Here is a 19,764-nt window from a genome sequence, read left to right as displayed (position 1 = left end):
CGTCACCGCCCATTGCGCCGCCACGGCACGGGGGTCAGTGAACGGTGCAGCATGTCGACGAAGCGCTCCAGGCGCGCGGTACGACCGGCCCGCGGGCCGAGCAAGGCAACGACGTCGGCATCGGGCAATCGCCAATCCGGCATGATCTCGACCAGACGCCCTGCCGAGATATCGTCCGCGACGTCCCATTCCGAGCGCTGAACGATGCCGAGACCGGCGACCGCCCAGGTCTTGATCACCTCGCCGTCGTTGCTGGCGAAGTCGGGGCGCATGCGGATCGTGACGGTTTCGCCGCCCAGGTGCGTAAACCCCCAGAGCGTCACGTCGGCCCGATCTTCCCGGATCACGCCGCACGCATGGCGATCGAGCTCCCCGGGGCTGCGCGGAATGCCGCGTGCGGCGAGATAAGACGGCGCTGCGCAGAGGATGCGCCGATTGGGCGCAAGGTGCCGGAGCGCCAGCGCCGAGTCCGCAAGCGGTCCGACCTGCACCAGCACGTCCCAGCCGTCCGAGCGGATGCGTCCGGCCGGATCCTCGCTGAGGATCAAGTCCAGTTCCACAGCCGGGTGGTCCTGCCGCATCCGCGCCATCACCGGCGCTACATGGGCGCGGCCGAATCCGAGCGGCGCCACGACGCGCAACGGGCCCGCAATCTCGCCCCGCCGCGCGGCGAGCGAGGCGGCGAGGACTTTCATCTCTTCCAGAATGGCGGCACTCCTGGCGGCCAAGGCGGTCCCTTCGGGCGTGAGATGCAGCCGTCGGCTCGACCGGTCGATCAGCCGGACGCCGAGCCGCTGCTCAAGGCTTTTGAGCCGCTGGGTCACAGCCGGCGGCGTCACGTCCAAGGCGCGTGCCGCTCCGGCCAGCGATGGCGCCGCCGCGACCACCGCGAAAAATTCGAGGTCCTGCGAGGTCAACATTAAGATTGATCTTAATCTAAGATACGTCCTCCGTAAATTCACGCTGCACGTGGATCAGGGTAAGGTCGGATCGCAAAAAGATTCGAGGAACCCGCCATGTCCGCGACCTCTTCGCTCTCCGCTCTGCCCACGCCATCGCTGCTGCTCGACGAGCGCAAGATGCTGGCCAATATCGCCCGGCTGCGCGACCGCCCGGCGCTGGCCGGGGTCGCGCTGCGGCCGCACCTCAAAACTGCGAAATCGGTCGAGGTGGCACGCCGGGTCCTCGCCGGCGGCAACGGGCCGGCGACCGTCTCGACCCTGCGCGAGGCCGAAGTGTTCTTCGCCGCCGGCATCAGGGACATTCTCTATGCGGTCGGCATCGCGCCGCAGAAGCTGCCACGCGTCGCCGCCCTGCGCGCGGCGGGCTGCGATCTGACGGTGCTGCTCGATTCAATTGAGCAGGCCGACGCCGTTGTCGCCGCCTCCGCAGCGGCCGGGGCACCGATCCCCGCCCTGATCGAGATCGATTGCGACGGTCACCGCGGCGGTCTTCCGGCCGACGATCCGCAGATCATCGAGATCGGGCGCCGGCTGCATACCGGCGCGTTGCTGCACGGCGTCCTCACCCACGCCGGCGAAAGCTATGGCGTCCTCGGCGCCGCGGCGCACGCGGCCTTCGCCGAGCGCGAACGCCACGCGGCGGTCAGTGCCGCCACCCGGCTGCGCGAGCACGGGCTCCCCTGCCCGATCGTCAGCGTCGGGTCGACCCCGACGGCCTTTGCCGCAACCGACCTCGACGGCGTGACCGAGGTGCGGGCCGGCGTCTATATGTTCTTCGACCTCGTCATGGCCGGCATCGAGGCTTGCCGGGTCGAGGACATCGCGCTCTCGGTGCTCACGACCGTCATCGGCCATCAGCGGGATCGCGGTTGGATCCTGGTCGACGCCGGCTGGATGGCGCTCTCGCGCGACCGGGGCACCGCCGCCCAGACCGTCGATCAGGGCTATGGCGTCGTCTCAGATATCGACGGAAACGTGCTGCCGGATTTGATCGTGACGGCGGCCAACCAGGAGCACGGCGTGATCGCGCTACGGGCCGGCAGCACGGCGGGGCTTCCGGCGATGCCGGTCGGCACGCGCCTCAGGATCCTGCCGAACCACGCCTGTGCCACGGCCGGCCAGCACGGCGCCTACGAGGTCATTCCGGCCGAACCAGGCGCCCCGCTCGTGCACTGGCCCCGCTTCGGCGGCTGGTGAGCGCCGCTATCGCGCCACGAGGGCGGCGATGAAAAGCATGCAAGCGGCGGCCAACGCCACCGTCCGCACGTGGTTCCAGGCGGTCCAGTCCTTGAGGTAGCGCGCCCAGAGGGCGGCGCCTTCGCCGCCTGATGGATCGACTGCGGCGAGCGCGTCATTGAGCGGCGCGTTGAACATGATCGTGACGACGAACATGCCAAGCACATAGACGACGCCGCCCGTCAGCATCGCGCTCGATCCGAGCTCGCCCCAGCGGAAAGAGCTGAGAAGCTGCTCCCCAAGGACCTTTCCGCGCTCGACGCGTAGGCGCTAGCCGAGCCCGGCGGCTTGCACAAGCAAGACCACCCCTGCCCCGACGATGACCGCACCGATGGCACGCGCGACGCGCTCCCCGGCCGGTGCCAGGCGTTCGGCGGTGATGGCGGTCGCCACGAAAGCCATGGCCCACAGGTTCATGATCCCGGTGACGAGCAGGATCGCCGTCAGCCCGGCACAGCAATAGCTGCAGTGGAGGCCGAGCCGCAGGCCATATCGCCAGGCCGTGCCGGCGTCCGCCGGCAACAGACGGGCGCACCCCGGCGCCTGCCGGCAGCAGGCCAGGCGGCGGGCCTTCCACCGGGTGAGCTGGAGCGCGCCTGCCATCAGGACGAGGGCACCGACCGCAAGCGGGACGGCGCGCGCCAGTGCCGGCTGCTGCATCGCGACCGCCGCCAGGACTGCGCCGAGCGGAAAGGTGGCGAGACCCAGCACGGCCCACACGAAGAAATACCCCACGCCGACCAACGCCGTCAGCAGGCCGAGCCGCGTCTCGCCCGTCAGCCCCACGGCCCGGCGGTAGCGCCACAACATGGGCGCCAGAGACGGCAGCATCATTGCGGCCATCATCACGATCCACATGCCGAGGAACGACGCGGCAGCACCAGGCCATGTCTGGCCACACATCAGCAGCCACGCCATCGACAGCGTCCAGCCGCCCGGCATCGGCATCTCGCCCATCGCCGACATCGACACGCTGCCGGCGATCGTCGCGGCCACACTGGCGGCGAAGAGCAGCGCCGAAATGCCGAAAAGGGCTTGCTCGGAAGCTCGGTCGGAGGCCGTCCGGGCGGCACGCCTGAGATGATGGGTGCCGCATATCGCGTTCGTCATGATGCTGCCTCGGTTTCCTGCAATGCGTGCGGGATCTCCGGAGCACGTCAGTACTGATCGTGCCGGCGTACCCACGTCATCGGGAATTTGAAACCGTCCTCGTCGCGGCCTTTGGGTACGAGATCGAGGTAGTGGTAGGCGCCGTTCAGCATGTCGACGCCGCGCGAGTAGCAGGAATAGGTGTGAAACAGCTCGCCGCTCTCATTCCTGCAGAAGACGCTGATGCCAACCTCGTCCGACAGAGTATTCGGCCGGACTTCATAGTTGTAATAGGCCTTGCCGGCGGCGATCTGTTCGGGCGCGAAGGACGCGTGATAGTCGAAATTGAAATCGCTGCCATGGGACGAGACCCAGGGAAAGCGCCAGCCCATGCGCTTCTTGTAGGCGACGATCTTGGCGAATGGCGCGCGCGAAATGGCCGTCAATGTCACGTCGCGATGATTGAGGTGGATCGGGATGCCATTGAAATTGTCGGCCCAGAAGGAACACGACTTGCACCCCTCCTCCCAATCGGGGCCGAACATGAAGTGATAGACGATCAGCTGGGAGCGCCCGTCGAAGAGATCGGCGAGCGAGAGAGCGCCATTCGGCCCCTCGAACCGGTAGGGCTTTGCCACGCGCTCCCAGGGCATCGCCATCCGGCGGCGCGTCAGCTGATCACGCTCGCGCGTGAATGCCTTCTCGGCCGCGAGCAGCTCGAGGCGGGCCTTCAGCCATTCCTCGTGAAAGACGACTTGATGCGGCATAGCTAGCCTCCTGTTTGTCGGGATCGGCTGCGCGTGGGGGCGGCCGGCCCGTACCGACGCCCCCACGGCCTGACTTAGCGCTGGGGGCTCAGCGCTGGCCGTACTCGTCGTGGCGACGCCACCAGACACCCATCTCGTTGCGTCCCTTGGGCGCGCGGTCGAGCCACTGGTAGGCGCCCCAGAGCCCGTCCAGTCCGCGCGCATAGGTCGAATAGGTGTGGTAGATGACGCCGTCCTCACGCACGAACGCGCTCAGGCCCGGCCGATCGCGCGTATAGGTCGGCGCGTCGGTACCGCAGGTCGCCGCGAACTGGCGGACGGGCTCGGGGACCGATGCCTCGTCCATCTTGTGGCCGCCGCGGCGGTAGTTGTATTCGATGCGCCCTTCGCGCTGCTCTTCCTCGGTGAACGAGACGTTGAAGTCGAAGTTGAAGTCGCCGCCGCTCGACGACGCCCAGGGAAACGTCCAGCCCATCCGCCGCTTGTATTCATTCAACTTCGCAAGCGGCGCCCGCGACACCGCCAGGAGCATCACGTCGTGGTTCGCCAGATGGACGGCGAAGCCGTTGAACCCGTCGGCGATCATCGAGCAGGACGGGCAGCCGGCCTTGTAATCGGGTCCGAACATGAAATGGTAGACGAGGAGCTGCGAACGCCCCTGGAAGAGGTCCGCCAGCGAGGCGCTCCCCGTGTCGGTCTCGAACCGGTATTCCTTGTCGACCCGGACCCACGGCAGCGCCTGCCGCCGCTGCGCCAGCTCATCGCTATGCCGAGTCAGCTCCTTCTCCGCCTCGAGCAGCTCGAGCCGTGCTGCCAGCCAGTCTTCCCGTGTCCCGGTCATATGTGTCGTCATTGCTCTTCCCTCCTTCAATGCCGTTCGTCGTGCGCACCGTTTCGCGACGACAAACTGGTTGGTGGTCGTGCAATAGATTGGGGATCGGGCGTCGGACGGTGGGAGTGACAAGTGTGACGGGATTCCGATGGACTCGCTGATCACGGCCGCGGCGCGAGCCCTCGCGGCGGGCGACCCGTTGGGCGCGCTCAACCGGGTGGCGCTCCGCGATGACGCGCCGGCGCTGGCACTCCGCGGCATCGCGATGGCGCAGCTCGGCGATCTCGTTCGCGCGAAGGCGCTGCTGCGCAGTGCGGCGCGTGCCTTCGGTCCGAGAGAGGCTGTGGCCCGTGCGCGCTGCGTCGTCGCCGAGGCCGAGATCGCGCTCGTCTCGCGCGACCTTACATGGCCCGCGAAAGCGCTCGACGCGGCGCGGGCGACGCTCGAGGCGCACGGCGACCGGGTCAATGCCGCGCATGCACGCTATCTCGAGGTCCGGCGCCTCCTCCTGATCGGACGCCTCGACCAGGCCGAGCACCTGCTCGCCGATCTCGATCCCACGCCCTTCCCGCCCGCATTGCGGACCGCCCATGAGCTGGTCGTAGCCGGGATTGCGATGCGCCGCCTTCGGACGGAGACGGCGCGCGCGGCCCTCACCCGAGCCGAGGATGCCGCGCGCCGCGCGGGGATCCCCGGGCTGACAGCGGAGGTCGAAAGCGCCGCCCGTATCCTGGCGACGCCGGCGGCGCGCCTGATGGCGCGCGGCATGGAGCGCCCTCTTCTGCTCGAAGAGGTCGAGGCATTGCAGACGACGAGCGTGCTCGTCGTCGACGCGTGCCGTCATGTCGTGCGAAACGCCGGCACGGTGGTCTCGCTCGCGCGGCGCCCCGTGTTGTTCGCGCTCGCCCGCGCGCTGGCCGAAGCCTGGCCCGGCGACGTGCCGCGAGGTACGCTCGTCGCGCGGGCGTTCCGCGCGAAGCATGCCGATGAATCGCATCGCGCGCGGTTGCGCGTCGAGGTCGGGCGATTGCGCGCGACGCTGCGGACGTTGGCCGGCGTCAGCGCCACGAAGCGCGGCTTTGTGCTGGTGCCGCGTCACGCGGGCGAAATCGTCGTGCTGGCGCGGCCGGTCGAAGAACCGCATGCGGCCGTGCTCGCCTTCCTTGCCGACGGGGAGTCATGGTCGAGCTCGGCACTGGCCCTGGCACTCGGCGCCAGCCAGCGCACTGTGCAGCGGGCCCTCGACGCGCTGGCAGCCGCCGACAAGGTGCAGTCGTTCGGCCGCGGGCGCGCACGGCGCTGGATGACCCCGCCGGTGCCGGGTTTCACGACGACCTTGTTACTCCCCGCCCCCCTGCCGGGTGACTAGGGTGCAAGCATGCAGCGATAGGGAGAAACCCATGAAACGCTCAGCAGCCGAGATCCTCCGTGAGTATGGCCCCTTTCCGGGTGTCGACCGCGTGCATGGCGTAACCTACGACGGTCAGAACGTCTGGTTTGCCGCCGGGGACACGCTGAACGCGCTCGATCCGGAGAGCGGCAAAACGCTGCGCACGATCGACGTCGCAGCCCATGCCGGCACGGCCTTCGACGGCCAGCACCTGTTCCAGATCGCCGAAGATCGCATCCAGAAGATCGATCCCGAAACCGGCCGCGTGCTGACCACGATCCCGGCGCCCGGCGGCGGCGGCGACTCGGGCCTCGCGTGGGCCGAGGGGACACTCTGGGTGGGCGTCTATCGGGACCGGAAGATCCACCAGGTCGATCCCGAGACGGGGGCGATCCTGCGCACCATCGAAACCAGCCGCTTCGTCACCGGCGTCACCTGGGTCGACGGCGAACTCTGGCACGGCACCTGGGAAGGTGACGAGAGCGATCTCAGGCACATCGATCCGCGGACGGGCGAGGTCCTGGAGCGGCTCGAGATGCCGCTCGGCGTCGGCGTGTCGGGGCTCGAGTCCGACGGCCACGATCAATTCTTCTGCGGCGACGGCAGCAGGAGCAAGGTTAGAGCGGTCCGCCGGCCCAAGCGCGCCAGCACCGGGTCATCGCGATAGCCGGAGCCCTCGTCGGTCCCGGCGGCATCTTGTTCCGAAGAACCTCATGATATACATTTGGCCAACTGTATATCCGAGAGGCACGCCATGCAGGTCGCGAAATGGGGCAACAGCCTCGCCGTCCGCCTTCCGGCCGCCGTGGTCGAGGCGCTCGACCTCAGGGAAGGCGACGAGATCGAAGTCCATGTCGCCGACGCGCGGCATTTCGGCATCGCGCGCAAACCCGGGCGCGAAGAACTGCTGCAGCGGCTGCATGCCTTCCGCGGCCGCTTACCGGCCGACTTCAAGTTCGACCGGGACGAGGCGAATGCCCGGTAGCTTCTTCGATACCAATGTCCTGGTCTATCTCGCCTCTGCCGATCCGGTGAAAGCCGACCGGGCGGAGCAGGTGATCGCCGTCGGCGGTGCCATCAGCGTGCAGGTGCTGAACGAACTCACCCAGCTCGCGCGGCGCAAGATGCAGATGCCGTGGGCCGACACGCGCATGTTCCTCGCGATCCTGCGCCGCCTGCTGACGGTCCATCCCCTGACGCCCGGAACGCACGACACGGGGCTGGCGCTGGCCGAGCGATACGGTTTTTCCGTCTACGACGCCATGATCGTCGCGTCAGCCCTGCATGCCGGCTGCGACACGCTATGGTCCGAGGACATGCAGCACGGCATGGCGCTCGACGAGGGCTTGCGGATCGTCAATCCATTCGCGGGCGCAGCATAGCGTCTACTGGGCTGACCGATCGTCCTCTTCCACCACCGCGATCACCGGCTGGCCTTGAACACCTCCCACCGTGCTTCGCGCTCGGCCTTATAGGCGGGATTGAGCTCGGCGATCAGATCCGCGCGACTGAGCGGCTCGCCGCAGCTTTCACAGACGGGGCCGAGCCCTGCCGCCCCACCGCAGGTTCGGTGGGTGTAGTGGACGGCGCGGCCTTCCTCCGGCGCCTTGCACCAGGTCTCGCCCCAGGCGCGCAGCGCCAGTACCACGGGATAGAAGGCCTCGCCCTTCGCCGTCAGGTGATACTCGTGCCGCGGCGGCCGCTTGCTGTAGGCGCGCCGCTCGACGAGCCCGTCCGCCTCCAGCCTTTTGAGGCGCGTCGCGATCATTTGCGGCGTGGCCCCGGTCTGGGCCTGGATCTCCTCGAAGCGATGATTGCGCATGAACAGCTCGCGCAGGATCAGCACTGTCCAGCGGTCGCCCACGATCGTCTCGGCGCGGAAGACCGGGCACAGGGTGTCGGCAACAGAATCGTTCTCGCTCATCGTCACTTTCTTTTTCATAGGTACTTGATACTATGATTTTCATAGCAAATATGGAGTGCCGCTGACGCCGACGCAACGGCCCGCGTTGCGGCTCTAGGAGATGACCGATGACCGAGACCACCTACCCCCGTGAAGGAACCGCCTTCCTCCTGGTCGACCCGTACAACGACTTCCTGTCCGAGGGCGGGAAGGTCTTCCCGCTGATCAAGCCGGTCGCCGACGACATCGGGCTGATCGACAACCTGCGCCGGCTGGACGCAGCCGTCCGCGCGGCGGGCATCCAGGTGGCCATCGTCCCGCACCATCGGTGGGAACCGGGCGACTACGAGCATTGGGACCATCCGAGCCCGTCGCAGCGGCGCATCATGCAGACCCACGCCTTCGCGCGCGGCGAATGGGGCGGCGACTGGCACCCCGACTTCGCACCGAAGCCGGGTGACATCGTTGCCCAGGAACACTGGGGGCAAAGCGGCTTCGCCAACACCGACCTCGATATGCGCCTCAAGCAGCAGGGCATCACTCACGTGATCGTGGTCGGACTGCTCGCCAACACCTGCATCGAATCGACCGCCCGCTTCGCCATGGAGCTGGGATATCACGTGACCCTGGTGCGCGACGCCACGGCAGCCCTCAAGCCGGAAATGATGCATGCCGCGCATGAGCTGAACGGCCCCACTTTCGCCCACGCCATCCTGACGACCGCCGAACTGATTGCGGCCCTGCCGCAGGGCTGATGCCCGGCACGGCGTGAGAAGCACGCCGTGCCGCTCATTTGTATCCGACTGTATTGGCCGGGTTGCAACGGCACTTCGATACAATTTCGGCCGATCGGGACACGTGCGGAATACGTCGGGCGCGCCATATGCAGCTACCGACATTTCCCGCCTCGAAAGAGAAAACGCCATGCTTATCGGATCAACGTCCTTCACCCGACGCAGCGTGCTCGCCGGCATGGCGGCCGTGGGCGCCTCGAGCCTCATTCCGGCGGGCGTGCGCGCCGCGACCGACGGCAGCGCCATCCGCCCCTTTCACGTCCACGTTCCGCAGGCCGCACTCGACGATCTGCGCCGGCGCCTGGCCGCGACCCGCTGGCCCGACCGGGAAACGGTCCCGGATGATTCGCAGGGCGTCCAGCTCAAGGTGATGCAGGACCTCACGCACTATTGGGCGACCCAATACGACTGGCGCAAGGCCGAGGCGCGGCTGAACGCGCTCCCGCAGTTCATCACCGAGATCAACGGGCTCGATATCCATTTCATCCACGTCCGCTCGAAGCACGAGAACGCGCTGCCGCTCATCGTGACGCACGGCTGGCCCGGCTCGGTCATCGAGCAACTGAAGATCATCGATCCGCTGACCAACCCCACGGCCCACGGCGGTAGCGCCGCGGACGCGTTCCACCTGGTAATACCGTCGATCCCGGGCTTCGGCTTCTCGGGCAAGCCGACCACGACCGGCTGGGACCCGGCCCGCACGGCAAAGGCTTGGGTCGTGCTGATGAAGCGTCTCGGCTATACGCGCTTTGCCGCCCAGGGTGGCGATCTGGGGGCCATCATCACGGAAGTGATGGCGCTGCAGGCCCCACCGGAGCTGCTGGGCATCCACGTCAATCTGCCCGGAACCATTCCTCCTGACGTTGCCAAGGCGCTCCAGGCCGGCGATCCGCCACGCGCCGACTTTTCGCCGGATGAAAAGCGCGCATATGAGGAGCTCCAGCTCGCGTTCGGCAAGCGGCGCGCCTATGCGCAGATGATGGCGACGCGCCCGCAGACGCTTTACGGGCTCGCAGACTCCCCCGTCGGCCTCGCGGCCTGGATCATCGACCACGGCGACGGCTACGCCCAGCCGGCGGCCTCGTTCACCTCGGCGCTCGCCGGCCACACGGTGAACGGACACACCGCAGGCGCCTTGACGCGCGACGACGTGCTCGACGACATCACGCTCTACTGGCTGACGAACACGGCCGTCTCTTCGGCTCGCTTCTATTGGGAAAACAAGTTCAGCATCTACAACGCCCAGAACATCGACATTCCGGCGGCCGTGAGCGTGTTTCCCGGCGAGAACTACCAGGCGCCGAAGAGCTGGGCCGAGAAGTCGTACCACAAGCTCGTCTATTACAACGAGGTCGCCGAAGGCGGGCACTATGCCGCCTGGGAACAGCCGAAGCTCTTTGCCGAAGAGGTCCGCGCGGGCCTGAGGTCGCTCCGCACGTAGCGAAAAGCTGGGATTGGGCGAAAAGCGGGGATTGGGTCGGCTCGCCGCCCTCTCATAGGGTCGCGGTGAGCGGCTGCAGGCGTCCCGACCACCGCTTGGCTTCGCGCTCGGGGTTCACGAACGCCATGGCGATGGCGCCGCCCACCAGCATGATGACGCCGCACATGAAGAAGCCGGTATTGAACCCGTCAAGCGGCGTCGCAGCGCTCTCGACAACACTACCCATGATATAGGGTGCGAGCAGACCGGCTGTGCTCGCGACGGCGGTGCCGATCGCGAGCAACGCGCCGCGTTGCGCCGGCGGGGTGATTTCACCGACGACGGCGTTGCCGATGACGTAGATCACCGAAGGCAGCGCCACCCCGAGCGTCGTCAGGGCAATCTTGGCGGGGGTGCCCGGAACGTACGGCAACATCGTGAGGGCGGCGCCGCCAAGGACGACGCTCAAGCCGCCGAGGATGCCGCGCGCCAGTCTGCTCGATACGCCGCGCGACAGCAGACGTTGCGAATACCAGCCGGCTGCAAGCATCGCGACCGCGCTGCTGCTGGCCGGCAGCGCTCCCAGGAACCCGATCGAGCCTTGTGCAAAGCCAAGCCCCTTGATCAGGTAGGCGCCTTGCCACGAGAGCGCCAGCGACAGGACCCAGTTGGCGCCGAACGCCGCCGCCCAGCAAGCCAGGATCGTGGGGCTCAGCAGCAATTGGGCATAGCCGACCCGTGAGGGTGATTGTGCCGCCTCCTCTGCCTCTCCGTTCCCCAACGCCCCTTCGCGGCCGAAGACGAGCCACAACGCGCACCAAACGAGGCCGGCTAGCCCGAGAGAGCCGAAGGCCCAATGCCAGGTCCAACGCACGACGACCCAGTTGAGCAGCGGCAGCGCCACCAGGACGCCGACCGCACCGCCTTGCACGATGACGGCGGTCGGAAGGGTGCGAAGTTCGTTCGGAAACCATTTGTAGATGGCATGCAGCGCCACCGGTCCTGCGGGACCTTCGCCGGTCCCGAGCGCGATACGACAGGCCACGAGGGTTTCGAACCCGACCGAGCCGATCATCGGAAACTGGGTCAGCGCCCAGATGCAGCCCATCGCCAGCAGCACCCAGCGCGTCTCTACCCGGTTGACTAGGAAGCCGGTCGCGACCGACGAGACCGCGAACAGCAGGAAGAAGCTGGACCCGACCAGCCCGAACTGGCGCGGGCCGAGTCCCAGCTCCTGCATGATTGGGACGGCGGCAATCCCGATCACCGCCTTGTCGGCGAAATTGATCACCATGAAAATGAACAGCAGCACGACCATGATCCAAGCGCGGTTGCGGTCGTTTGCGTGCATCGGACCAGCCTCCATCCGCCCTCGGATCAGCCTGAGATACCGTCGGCAGCAGCCGTACCACCGGGGAGAGTGCGAGCCGCCTGGGTCTCTCGACGGACCAGTAGATAGAACGCGGCGACGTGCGTGATCATCAGCAGGGGCACATAGACGATCGGGATCGCGTAGGTGGCGCCCAGCTCCCCCGCCAGCGCCGGAAGGCCCGCTTGGCTGCCGTGATAATAGTCGACGATGATGTCGACCGCGCCTGCGAGATTGAAGGCGACGACCAACGGCCAAAAGAGCGAACGTGTCCGTACCGTCAGCAGCGCCAGCATGGCCAGCAATCCGGTTGCGAAGTCAGCGTAGGCGGCGAATGCGGCGAAGTCGGTCGGCAGATTGGGGCCGACGACGCCCGGAATGATGAAGACGAGCCCGAAGAAGCGGAAGCTGTGCAGCGTGGCGATGGCGCGTTGCGCCTCGACCCGATCCATCGCCTTGAGCCTCGGCCAGATATATGCGCCGAAGCAAAGCAGCCACGGGACGTAGCCCAGAACGAGATGGATCTGGAAGATGAGTGCCGGGGACATCTTGACCTCCTATCCGATGTTGGCCGAGCCGGCCTCGAACACGGCGGTCAGAATGCCGAGCCGTCCTTCCAGGAGATTTCGCCCCAGATTGGCAGCGAGCTGCGGAAAGTCCGGACCCATCACCACGCCGAGATTGGGCGACGGCGGCGGCCCTGATGCCCGCAGCGCGGAGAACCAGGTTTTGCCGGTCTCGGTGTCGTCCTGCGAGGCCAGCGTGCGGAAACCGGCAGCTTCGATCGCTTCGCGCGTGGCGTCGGCGGTCAAGAGAAAGCTCGTCGCCGGCGTGCGCGCCCAGGGGACGGGATAATGCGGCTCGCCGCCGTTCATCACGACGTCGAAAGTGGCAAACCGGCCACCTGACGTCAGCACGCGCCGGATCTCGCGATAGAGCCGCGCCCGGTCGGCGATGTTCATCGCGACATGCTGCAGCAACACGATGTCGAAGCGACCATCGTCGAAGGGCAGCTCCAGCGCACTGCCGGTCTCGAACGACACCTGCCCGCTCTGTCCCGTGCGCTCGGTCAGGTAGCGCGCGGCATCGACGAACGGCTCGCTGAGGTCGACTCCCGTCACCCGGCAGCCATAGGTCGCCGCCAGAAAGCGGGCCGGCCCGCCGACGCCGGAGCCGACATCCAGCACCGACATGGCGGCGGTGATCCCGGCGAGCTTGGCAAGGTCGGCAGTCGCGGCGAGCCCGCGGGTGTGAAACTGGTCGAGAGTGCCCAGTTGCTCCGGCGTGAGCCGCTGGTCCTCCGCGCCAAACGTCGCGAGCGCCGCCTTCAGCCGCTCGGTCAGGCCTGTCGCTCGGTAGTGGTCGCGCACGCCAGCAAGAACATCAGTCATGCCTCGGTTCCTCTCAAGGGTTCGGGTGATCGTCGCGGGTTTCGGGGCGTCAGATCGATGATACTTCTAATATGAAAGCCACATATAGGCCCGCTTCCGGCGCACGGCTATCCGCGATAATGTCGATAGGCTATGAAGCAGAACTTCACAGTCCGACAGGGCGCGCTCGAGGGCGTCGAGACGTTTCTCGTGGTGGCCAAGCACCGCAGCTTCCGCCGTGCCGCGGCGGCGCTCGGCGTGACGCCATCGGCCGTCAGCCAGGCCGTGCGGGCGCTCGAAGCACGGATCGGCGCGGCACTGCTCACGCGCACCACGCGCAGCGTCGGCCTGACCGAGGCGGGCCAGCGCTTCCTCGAACGTGCCGCCCCTGCCTTTGACGAGCTCGTCGCCGCCAGCGAGGTCGCACGCGACCTCGGGCAACGCCCCGCCGGGCTCCTGCGCCTCGCCGTTCCCAGAGCGGTCGTCCCGCTGGTGCTGGAGCCGGTGATCGCCTCCTTCTGCCAGGCCTATCCCGAGATCGAGCTGGAGATCGCCGCGAGCGACGAGATGGTGGATCTTGCGGCAGGCGGCTTCGACGCCGGCATCCGCTTGGGCCAGTTCATCGCGCCCGACATGGTCGTCGTGCGGCTGACGCCGCCGTTCCCGCTCCTGGTCGTCGGCAGCCCCGATTATCTCCGTCGGCGGCAGCGGCCGGAGCGCATCGACGATCTGCGCAGCCACGCCTGCCTGCGCCGGCGCCGCTCAGACGGGTCGATCGCACCCTGGCACTTTATCGACGGCAACAAGACGGTCGAGGCGATCGTCTCGGGGCCGCTGATCGCTCACGACTATCCGACACTGCTCGGGGCCACGATGCAGGGCCTGGGGCTGGCCCAGGTGCCGTGCCCCCTCGCCCAAGCGCCGATCGCCGACGGCCGGCTGCAAGTGCTGCTGGCCCCCTTCGCCGTCACGACGCCGGGGGTTTTTCTATACCACCCAGGCAAGCCCCAAGTGCTGCCGAAGCTCCGGGCGTTCATCGAGCACATCAAATATCGGGGCGATGACGTGCCGCGCCATGAGACAATTGCGCGGAGGTCGGGCGACGTCGATCGTGTGGAAAGCGCCGACCCGCTGTATCCGCCCGCTGGTGATCCGCACGGCCATTGACGCATGCGGCGGGACGGTAGAAGCTCTGAGCCGTGGGCACCATCACGAATGGAGCGTATCCATGCGCATCCTTGTTCTGATCGCGGCTCTGCTCTTGGCCATCGGCCCCGCACTTGCTTGCGGCAATAACTCGCAATCGGCAGCTTCCGGTTCCGATCAAACGGCGGCTTCCGGATCCCAGCCGAGCCCGACAGCCGCGCCGCAGAGCGGACAGCCCAAGACTGCAAACCCGCAGTCCAAAGGCTGATCTCACAGCAAGTCATTTCTGTCGGCCGCCGCCTGCAGATCGGACGGCGGCCATTTATTTGCCGAATGCTGCGCTTCGCAGGGCCGCGCGCTGCCCGGAGCACCACCTGAGCGGCCTGCGTCCCGCCACCGAACCGCACCAGGGTCGCCACGGGATCACCATCGCGCCGGTTCACTCTCTGCTCCAGAACGATGGCGCGTGGGGTCAAGAAGACTCCAATCGAACGACAAAACCCATCGCGACATCCCTGCCGCCCAGGGCATAGTCGAGCGATGACGAAGACTAGCCACGGCCCCCTCGCTTGGCCCGGCGCGCCGTTGGCGCTCGGCTCGGCGGTCCTGTTCGGCGCCAGCACGCCGCTCGCAAAGCTGCTGCTCGGCGCGGTCGATCCGTGGCTGCTGGCCGGACTGCTCTATCTCGGGTCCGGGGCCGGGCTCGCGTTCGTGCATTTCGGACGACGCTCGCTCGGCATCGCCCCGCCGGAAACATCTCTCACCCGGGCAGACCTGCCCTGGCTCGCAGCCGTGGTCGTCGCCGGCGGCGCCATCGGCCCCGTGTTGCTGATGGTCGGCCTCAGCACCACGCCGGCGTCGAGCGCGGCCCTGCTGCTCAATCTCGAAGGCCTTGCGACCATGGGCATCGCCTGGCTCGCATTCCACGAGAACGCCGACCGCCGCATTCTTATGGGCGCTGCAGCGATTCTCGTGGGCGCCCTGCTGCTATCCTGGCAAGGGGCCCCAAGCGGCAGTGGCTCAAGTGGTATCGGCTGGGGCGCGCTCGCGATCATGGGCGCCTGCCTCGCCTGGGGCATCGACAACAACCTGACCCGGCGGCTGAGCTCGGCCGACCCGGTGCAGATCGCCATGACCAAGGGGCTGGCCGCCGGCGCGGCCAATCTCGCCCTGGCGCTCTGGCATGGTGCCGCATTGCCGCCAGCCGGCCCGGCGCTAAGCGCGGCCGTGGTTGGCTTCTTCGGCTACGGCGTGAGCCTGGTCATGTTCGTGCTCGGCCTCCGCCACTTGGGAGCCGCCCGGACCGGCGCCTATTTCTCGCTGGCGCCGTTCGTCGGTGCCGTCCTGGGCCTGGTTCTGTTCGGCGAACCGCTGACCGCCCGTCTCCTCGGCGCCGCTGTGCTGATGGGCTTCGGACTCTACCTGCATCTGGTCGAACACCACGACCATGAGCATGAGCATGCGGAGCTGGTGCACGACCACGTCCATGTGCATGACGAGCATCATCAGCACGCGCATGAACCCGGCACGCCGGCCGGCGAACCGCACGCCCATATGCATCGGCATGCCCCGATGATCCACCGGCATCCGCACTATCCGGACCTGCACCATCGGCACGCCCATCCGCACTGACGGCACAAGCGTTGGAAACGCCGATCGCGGTCTATCGTCCGAAGCGCGGGATCTTCTCCTGCACGATCCTGATCACCGTGTCCCTGCGGATGCGCGTGCCGTCGACAGCCGCCCGCTTCACCGTGTCGACCGCGATCGCCTTCAGGCGCAGCGCGTGCAGCAGGGCCAGCATGGTGACGGGATCGCCGTCACAGACCCGGCGGTAGACATGGCCGATCGCAGGGCCGACGAGGCCGGTCGCCTCCAGGATCAAGAGCGGCGTGAAGGGGCCAAACTCGGCATCGGGGTCGGCTGAGGCCACCGTCTTCACGAGCGCGATGCAGGCCTCGGCCGCGGCGCGATCGCCGCGCACCAGCTTGAAGACGGCGTTGGCCGGCGTGTCGGTCACGTCGATCCGGCCGGGGATCTCGTCGGGGATCCGGTCCGGATCGCCTGGTTTCGCTTCGTCCTGCGGCAGTTCGCTTCTCCTCGAATCCCGGGCGCGCTGGCCTCGCCTGCGCCGATCGCTCATAATAGCGGCACTTGCGAGCAGGACCCATCCACGGAGGCAAGCGCATGTATCCGACCGACGACGAAATGAGCGCCCGTCTGCAGGCACAATACGAGCGCACCAACGAGTTGGTCCGCGGCATGGCCGAACCGTTCCAGGATCTGTGGTCCTTCGCCGACAACCGGGCGGCGGTGAAGATGCTCGACGGCACCGTCTATGGTGTGTCGGAGATCACCGAGGCGCTGCGCGACCCGGCCGAGCAGCTGTGGCTGACCTTCGCGCTGCTCGATGCGGACGAAGGCGACATCGCATCCTTCGAACAGCTGGCCTCGCCGGGCGGCACGCTCGTCCTCAAAAGCCGGGCGCTCGGCACCATCACGCTGCGCTACGACCTGATCGCGGCCGTGCTGGTCGACGAGGACGCGCCGGAAGAGGACGACGGCGAGGAGGAGGACCTGCCGGGCGCCGAAGAGGCCGCCTGAGCCCGCTCACCGAGCTCAGGCGGTGTGGTTTCAGGCGGTGTAGTTTCGGGCTGGGAACCGTCAGCTCTTGACGAGCGGGCAGCCGCCGTCCTTCAACGGCCGGAACACCTCGTCGCCCGGCATGACCCTGAGCACCTTGTCGAGATCCCATTCGCCCTTGGATTCGGCCGGCGTCTTGGCCTGCAGCAGGTACATGTCATGCACCATGCGGCCGTCCTCGCGGATATAGCCGCCGTGGGAGAAGAAGTCGTCGACCTTGGTCGCGTGCATCTTGGCCAGGACCTTCTGGGTGTCCTTGGATTCGACCGCCTTGACCGCCTTCAGGTAATGCAGCACGGCGGAATAGACGCCGGCCTGGTAGGCTGACGGCATCAGCCCGTCCTTGGCCATGAAGCGCTTGGCGAAAGCGCGCGTCTCGTCGTTGGCGTCCCAATAGAAGCCCTCGGTGAAGATCAGGCCTTGGGCGATGTCGAGCGTCAAGGCATGCACGTCGTCGATGTTGACGAGCAGGCCTGCGAGCTTCTGCCCGCTGTTGGTCAGGCCGAACTCATGGGCCTGCTTGACCGAGGTCTTGGTGTCGCCGCCGGCGTTGGCGAGGCCGACGATCTTCGCCTTGGAGGCCTGGGCCTGCAGCAGGAAGGACGAGAAGTCCGTCGTGTTGAGCGGCGCGTTGACCGTGCCCAGGATCTTGCCGCCCTCGTGCGTGATCTCCTCGGTCGCGTCGCGCTCGAGCGCATGGCCGAAGGCATAGTCGGCGGTGATGAAGAACCAGCTGTCGCCGCCCTGCTTCACCATGGCGCCGGCCGTGCCGTGGGCCAGCGCATAGGTGTCGTAGGTCCAGTGGATGCTGTTGGGCGAGCAGGCCTTGCCGGTCAGGTCCGACGTGCCGCCGCCCGAGATCAGGAATATCTTGTTCTTGTCCCGGGTGATCTGCTGGACCGCGAGCGCCACCGCCGAGTTCGGCACGTCGGCGATGACGTCGACGCCCTGGGTGTCATACCAGTCGCGCGCGATGTTGGCGCCGATGTCGGGCTTGTTCTGGTGGTCGGCGCCGATGACCTCGATCTTCTGGCCTAGCACCGAGCCGCCGAAATCCGCGACCGCCATCTCGGCCGCGATCTGCGAGCCCTTGCCGCCGGAGTCCGAATAGAGGCTCGACATGTCGGTCAAGACGCCGATCTTGACCGGCCCCTCCGCGGCCTCCGCGAGCGACGTCGTCGCCAGCAGGCTCAGGGCGAATCCCAAGGCGAGTCCGAACTTCCCTTTCATGTGCTCTCCCCCCGTCTTTGTTGTCGTTGCGTTTCGTAGGACGCGGGAGAAATAAAATCACATGACGGCGCCCAGCTGCCAGGGCTGAAACTCGTCGTCGCCGAATCCCAGCGCCTCGCTCTTGGTGGGTTCGCCCGACGCCGCCCTCAGCACATGCTCGAAAATCCGCTGGCCCATCTCGGCAACCGTCACTTCGCCGTCGGTGATCGGGCCGCAATTGATGTCCATGTCATCGGTCATGCGACGATAGAGCGCGGAGTTGGTCGCGAGCTTCAGGCTGGGCGCCGGCTTGCAGCCGAACACCGAACCACGGCCCGTGGTGAAGCAGATCATGGTGGCGCCGCCCGCCACCTGGCCGGTGGCCGAGACCGGGTCGTAGCCCGGCGTGTCCATGAACACGAAGCCCTTGGCCGTGATCGGCTCGGCATATTTGTAGACGTCGGTCAGGTTGGTCGAGCCGCCCTTGGCGACCGCGCCCAGCGACTTCTCGAGGATCGTCGTCAAGCCGCCCGCCTTGTTGCCGGGCGACGGGTTGTTGTCCATCGAGCCCTTGTTGATGGCGGTGTAGTCTTCCCACCACTTGATGCGCTCGACCAGCTTCTCGCCCACGTCGCGGCTCTGGGCCCGGCGGGTCAGGAGATGTTCGGCACCGTAGATCTCCGGCGTCTCCGACAGCACGGCCGTGCCGCCGTGGCGGACAAGCAAGTCGACCGCCGCGCCCAGCGCCGGGTTGGCCGTGATGCCGGAATAGCCGTCGGAGCCGCCGCACTGCAGCGCCAAGGTCAGGTGGCTCGCCGGCACCGGCACGCGCTTCGCCTTCGCCGCCTCGGGCAGCATGGCCTTGAGCCGTGCCAGGCCCGCCTCGATCGTCTTCTGCGTACCGCCGCTTTCCTGGATCGTCATGGTTTCGAGGAGCGCCCCGGTCTTAAGCCCGCCCGACTGCACCATGCCGGCGATCTGGTTCGCCTCGCAGCCGAGGCCCAGGAGCAGCACTCCAGCGAAATTCGGATGGCGCGCATAGCCGGCCAAGGTCCGGCGCAGCACGTCGACCGGCTCGCCCTGGGCCGCCATGCCGCAGCCCGTGCCATGGGTGATGGCGACGGCACCGTCGATGCCGGGCCAATTCTCCTTGATCTCGCGGTCGAGCAGTGCGGCGATGCGGCGCGCAACCGTGGCCGAGCAATTGACGGAGGTCACGACGCCCAGATAGTTGCGCGTGGCGACGCGGCCGTCGGGCCGGACGATGCCGTCGAACATCGCCTGCTGGTCCGCCGGTACGAAGTCGGTCGGATGCACGTCGGCGCCGAACGCGTAGTCGCGGTCGAACGAGCCGATCGCGCAATTATGGGTGTGGACATGCTCGCCCACCTGGATCGCTTGCGTCGCGAAGCCGATGATCTGGCCGTATTTCCGGATCGGCTCGCCGACTGCGACCGGCCTCGCCGCCACCTTGTGGCCGGCCGGCACGAAGCCCGCGGTCTTGACACCCTCGCCCGGGATCTCGGTTCCGGCCATCAGGTCCACCCGCGCGACCACGACCGTGTCGTTCGGATTGAGGCGGATGGTGATGGGCGGCATGCGTATCCTCCTACATATAATTGGCCTGACCAATT

21 protein-coding genes and 1 pseudogene are annotated in these 19,764 nt (G+C 67.3%); 10 read left to right on the top strand and 12 right to left on the bottom strand.

Going from position 1 to position 19,764, the window contains the following annotated elements; all coding sequences use genetic code 11:
• Positions 1 to 2 precede the first annotated feature (2 nt).
• Positions 3 to 920 carry a LysR substrate-binding domain-containing protein gene (locus IEY58_RS16630; protein WP_189047753.1) on the bottom strand — a complete coding sequence of 306 codons (918 nt, stop codon included), beginning with the start codon at positions 918 to 920 and terminating at the stop codon, positions 3 to 5.
• A 96-nt stretch (positions 921 to 1,016) separates the two neighbouring features.
• Between IEY58_RS16630 and IEY58_RS16625 the strand changes: the two genes are divergently transcribed.
• Complete coding sequence (locus tag IEY58_RS16625) at positions 1,017 to 2,159, top strand: alanine racemase (RefSeq protein WP_189047752.1); 1,143 nt, start codon at positions 1,017 to 1,019, stop codon at positions 2,157 to 2,159.
• Positions 2,160 to 2,165: 6 nt separating this feature from the next.
• On the opposite strand, the pseudogene IEY58_RS16620 reads toward IEY58_RS16625, so the two are convergent.
• From IEY58_RS16620 to IEY58_RS16605, 4 genes and pseudogenes are all read right to left on the bottom strand, one after another.
• Positions 2,166 to 2,405 (bottom strand): annotated as a pseudogene (locus IEY58_RS16620) (anthrone oxygenase family protein); the annotation flags it as partial.
• Positions 2,406 to 2,468: 63 nt separating this feature from the next.
• Entirely contained in the window at positions 2,469 to 3,308 is an 840-nt protein-coding gene (locus tag IEY58_RS16615) for a DUF2182 domain-containing protein (RefSeq protein WP_189047748.1), read from the bottom strand.
• A 47-nt stretch (positions 3,309 to 3,355) separates the two neighbouring features.
• Positions 3,356 to 4,054 (bottom strand): DUF899 domain-containing protein, encoded by a 699-nt coding sequence (locus IEY58_RS16610; RefSeq protein WP_189047746.1) that lies wholly within the window; start codon positions 4,052 to 4,054, stop codon positions 3,356 to 3,358.
• 88 nt (positions 4,055 to 4,142) lie between these two features.
• Positions 4,143 to 4,907: a DUF899 domain-containing protein gene (locus IEY58_RS16605; protein WP_189047744.1), complete on the bottom strand. Its 765-nt coding sequence runs from the start codon at positions 4,905 to 4,907 to the stop codon at positions 4,143 to 4,145.
• 127 nt (positions 4,908 to 5,034) lie between these two features.
• Between IEY58_RS16605 and IEY58_RS16600 the strand changes: the two genes are divergently transcribed.
• The 4 genes from IEY58_RS16600 (at position 5,035) to IEY58_RS16585 (ending at position 7,658) form a co-directional block, all read left to right on the top strand.
• Entirely contained in the window at positions 5,035 to 6,255 is a 1,221-nt protein-coding gene (locus IEY58_RS16600; RefSeq protein ID WP_189047742.1) for a helix-turn-helix domain-containing protein, read from the top strand.
• Positions 6,256 to 6,286: 31 nt separating this feature from the next.
• Positions 6,287 to 6,943 (top strand): Vgb family protein, encoded by a 657-nt coding sequence (locus tag IEY58_RS16595; protein ID WP_189047740.1) that lies wholly within the window; start codon positions 6,287 to 6,289, stop codon positions 6,941 to 6,943.
• Between the two features lie 87 nt (positions 6,944 to 7,030).
• The gene (locus IEY58_RS16590; RefSeq protein WP_189047738.1) at positions 7,031 to 7,261 is read left to right on the top strand and encodes an AbrB/MazE/SpoVT family DNA-binding domain-containing protein; all 231 of its coding nucleotides are present in this window, start codon (positions 7,031 to 7,033) and stop codon (positions 7,259 to 7,261) included.
• Complete coding sequence (locus IEY58_RS16585; RefSeq protein ID WP_189047736.1) at positions 7,251 to 7,658, top strand: PIN domain-containing protein; 408 nt, start codon at positions 7,251 to 7,253, stop codon at positions 7,656 to 7,658. Before IEY58_RS16590 ends, IEY58_RS16585 begins: the two co-directional genes overlap by 11 nt.
• A 41-nt stretch (positions 7,659 to 7,699) precedes the next feature.
• Here IEY58_RS16585 and IEY58_RS16580 read toward each other — a convergent pair whose 3' ends face one another.
• Complete coding sequence (locus tag IEY58_RS16580) at positions 7,700 to 8,200, bottom strand: winged helix-turn-helix transcriptional regulator (protein ID WP_189047734.1); 501 nt, start codon at positions 8,198 to 8,200, stop codon at positions 7,700 to 7,702.
• A 107-nt stretch (positions 8,201 to 8,307) separates the two neighbouring features.
• Here IEY58_RS16580 and IEY58_RS16575 point away from each other — a divergent pair, with 107 nt between their 5' ends.
• Positions 8,308 to 8,934, top strand: a complete 627-nt coding sequence (locus tag IEY58_RS16575; RefSeq protein WP_189047732.1) for an isochorismatase family cysteine hydrolase — start codon at positions 8,308 to 8,310, stop codon at positions 8,932 to 8,934.
• 169 nt (positions 8,935 to 9,103) lie between these two features.
• A complete protein-coding gene (locus IEY58_RS16570; protein ID WP_189047730.1) occupies positions 9,104 to 10,414 on the top strand; it encodes an epoxide hydrolase family protein in 1,311 nt (436 codons plus the stop codon).
• Positions 10,415 to 10,466: 52 nt separating this feature from the next.
• Here the strand turns inward: IEY58_RS16570 and IEY58_RS16565 are convergent, their stop codons facing one another.
• From IEY58_RS16565 to IEY58_RS16555, 3 genes are read right to left on the bottom strand one after another with little or no spacing between them, the layout of a single operon-like run.
• Complete coding sequence (locus IEY58_RS16565) at positions 10,467 to 11,744, bottom strand: MFS transporter (protein ID WP_229743765.1); 1,278 nt, start codon at positions 11,742 to 11,744, stop codon at positions 10,467 to 10,469.
• A gap of 26 nt (positions 11,745 to 11,770) precedes the next feature.
• Entirely contained in the window at positions 11,771 to 12,310 is a 540-nt protein-coding gene (locus IEY58_RS16560) for a hypothetical protein (protein ID WP_189047726.1), read from the bottom strand.
• Between the two features lie 9 nt (positions 12,311 to 12,319).
• Positions 12,320 to 13,153, bottom strand: a complete 834-nt coding sequence (locus tag IEY58_RS16555; RefSeq protein WP_189047724.1) for a class I SAM-dependent methyltransferase — start codon at positions 13,151 to 13,153, stop codon at positions 12,320 to 12,322.
• 132 nt (positions 13,154 to 13,285) lie between these two features.
• Here IEY58_RS16555 and IEY58_RS16550 point away from each other — a divergent pair, with 132 nt between their 5' ends.
• Entirely contained in the window at positions 13,286 to 14,299 is a 1,014-nt protein-coding gene (locus IEY58_RS16550) for a LysR family transcriptional regulator (protein WP_189047722.1), read from the top strand.
• A 519-nt stretch (positions 14,300 to 14,818) separates the two neighbouring features.
• Positions 14,819 to 15,910, top strand: coding sequence for a DMT family transporter (locus IEY58_RS16545; protein WP_189047720.1), 1,092 nt, complete (start codon positions 14,819 to 14,821; stop codon positions 15,908 to 15,910).
• Positions 15,911 to 15,941: 31 nt separating this feature from the next.
• Here the strand turns inward: IEY58_RS16545 and IEY58_RS16540 are convergent, their stop codons facing one another.
• Positions 15,942 to 16,421 (bottom strand): hypothetical protein, encoded by a 480-nt coding sequence (locus tag IEY58_RS16540; protein ID WP_189047719.1) that lies wholly within the window; start codon positions 16,419 to 16,421, stop codon positions 15,942 to 15,944.
• A gap of 44 nt (positions 16,422 to 16,465) precedes the next feature.
• On the opposite strand from IEY58_RS16540, the gene IEY58_RS16535 reads away from it, so the two are divergent.
• Positions 16,466 to 16,882 (top strand): hypothetical protein, encoded by a 417-nt coding sequence (locus IEY58_RS16535; RefSeq protein ID WP_189047717.1) that lies wholly within the window; start codon positions 16,466 to 16,468, stop codon positions 16,880 to 16,882.
• 60 nt (positions 16,883 to 16,942) lie between these two features.
• Here the strand turns inward: IEY58_RS16535 and IEY58_RS16530 are convergent, their stop codons facing one another.
• Together IEY58_RS16530 and IEY58_RS16525 are read right to left on the bottom strand one after the other, a co-directional pair.
• The gene (locus tag IEY58_RS16530; protein WP_189047715.1) at positions 16,943 to 18,151 is read right to left on the bottom strand and encodes an ABC transporter substrate-binding protein; all 1,209 of its coding nucleotides are present in this window, start codon (positions 18,149 to 18,151) and stop codon (positions 16,943 to 16,945) included.
• Between the two features lie 57 nt (positions 18,152 to 18,208).
• Positions 18,209 to 19,729, bottom strand: coding sequence for a UxaA family hydrolase (locus IEY58_RS16525; RefSeq protein ID WP_189047713.1), 1,521 nt, complete (start codon positions 19,727 to 19,729; stop codon positions 18,209 to 18,211).
• Positions 19,730 to 19,764 lie beyond the last annotated feature (35 nt).

Source organism: Aliidongia dinghuensis (assembly GCF_014643535.1).
GTDB lineage: Bacteria > Pseudomonadota > Alphaproteobacteria > ATCC43930 > CGMCC-115725 > Aliidongia > Aliidongia dinghuensis.
The sequence above is the reverse complement of the archived record's forward strand: the minus strand, read 5'-3'. Positions and strand labels throughout refer to the sequence as shown.

Coding starts and splice junctions, on each gene's coding strand:
- IEY58_RS16615 (WP_189047748.1), bottom strand. CDS start 3,308: ATGACGAACGCGATATGCGGCACCCATCATCTCAGGCGTGCCGCCCGG.
- IEY58_RS16535 (WP_189047717.1), top strand. CDS start 16,466: ATGTATCCGACCGACGACGAAATGAGCGCCCGTCTGCAGGCACAATAC.
- IEY58_RS16530 (WP_189047715.1), bottom strand. CDS start 18,151: ATGAAAGGGAAGTTCGGACTCGCCTTGGGATTCGCCCTGAGCCTGCTG.
- IEY58_RS16585 (WP_189047736.1), top strand. CDS start 7,251: ATGCCCGGTAGCTTCTTCGATACCAATGTCCTGGTCTATCTCGCCTCT.
- IEY58_RS16545 (WP_189047720.1), top strand. CDS start 14,819: ATGACGAAGACTAGCCACGGCCCCCTCGCTTGGCCCGGCGCGCCGTTG.
- IEY58_RS16605 (WP_189047744.1), bottom strand. CDS start 4,907: ATGACGACACATATGACCGGGACACGGGAAGACTGGCTGGCAGCACGG.
- IEY58_RS16550 (WP_189047722.1), top strand. CDS start 13,286: ATGAAGCAGAACTTCACAGTCCGACAGGGCGCGCTCGAGGGCGTCGAG.
- IEY58_RS16540 (WP_189047719.1), bottom strand. CDS start 16,421: ATGAGCGATCGGCGCAGGCGAGGCCAGCGCGCCCGGGATTCGAGGAGA.
- IEY58_RS16600 (WP_189047742.1), top strand. CDS start 5,035: ATGGACTCGCTGATCACGGCCGCGGCGCGAGCCCTCGCGGCGGGCGAC.
- IEY58_RS16580 (WP_189047734.1), bottom strand. CDS start 8,200: ATGAGCGAGAACGATTCTGTTGCCGACACCCTGTGCCCGGTCTTCCGC.
- IEY58_RS16560 (WP_189047726.1), bottom strand. CDS start 12,310: ATGTCCCCGGCACTCATCTTCCAGATCCATCTCGTTCTGGGCTACGTC.
- IEY58_RS16555 (WP_189047724.1), bottom strand. CDS start 13,153: ATGACTGATGTTCTTGCTGGCGTGCGCGACCACTACCGAGCGACAGGC.
- IEY58_RS16570 (WP_189047730.1), top strand. CDS start 9,104: ATGCTTATCGGATCAACGTCCTTCACCCGACGCAGCGTGCTCGCCGGC.
- IEY58_RS16525 (WP_189047713.1), bottom strand. CDS start 19,729: ATGCCGCCCATCACCATCCGCCTCAATCCGAACGACACGGTCGTGGTC.
- IEY58_RS16565 (WP_229743765.1), bottom strand. CDS start 11,744: ATGCACGCAAACGACCGCAACCGCGCTTGGATCATGGTCGTGCTGCTG.
- IEY58_RS16610 (WP_189047746.1), bottom strand. CDS start 4,054: ATGCCGCATCAAGTCGTCTTTCACGAGGAATGGCTGAAGGCCCGCCTC.
- IEY58_RS16590 (WP_189047738.1), top strand. CDS start 7,031: ATGCAGGTCGCGAAATGGGGCAACAGCCTCGCCGTCCGCCTTCCGGCC.
- IEY58_RS16575 (WP_189047732.1), top strand. CDS start 8,308: ATGACCGAGACCACCTACCCCCGTGAAGGAACCGCCTTCCTCCTGGTC.
- IEY58_RS16595 (WP_189047740.1), top strand. CDS start 6,287: ATGAAACGCTCAGCAGCCGAGATCCTCCGTGAGTATGGCCCCTTTCCG.
- IEY58_RS16630 (WP_189047753.1), bottom strand. CDS start 920: ATGTTGACCTCGCAGGACCTCGAATTTTTCGCGGTGGTCGCGGCGGCG.
- IEY58_RS16625 (WP_189047752.1), top strand. CDS start 1,017: ATGTCCGCGACCTCTTCGCTCTCCGCTCTGCCCACGCCATCGCTGCTG.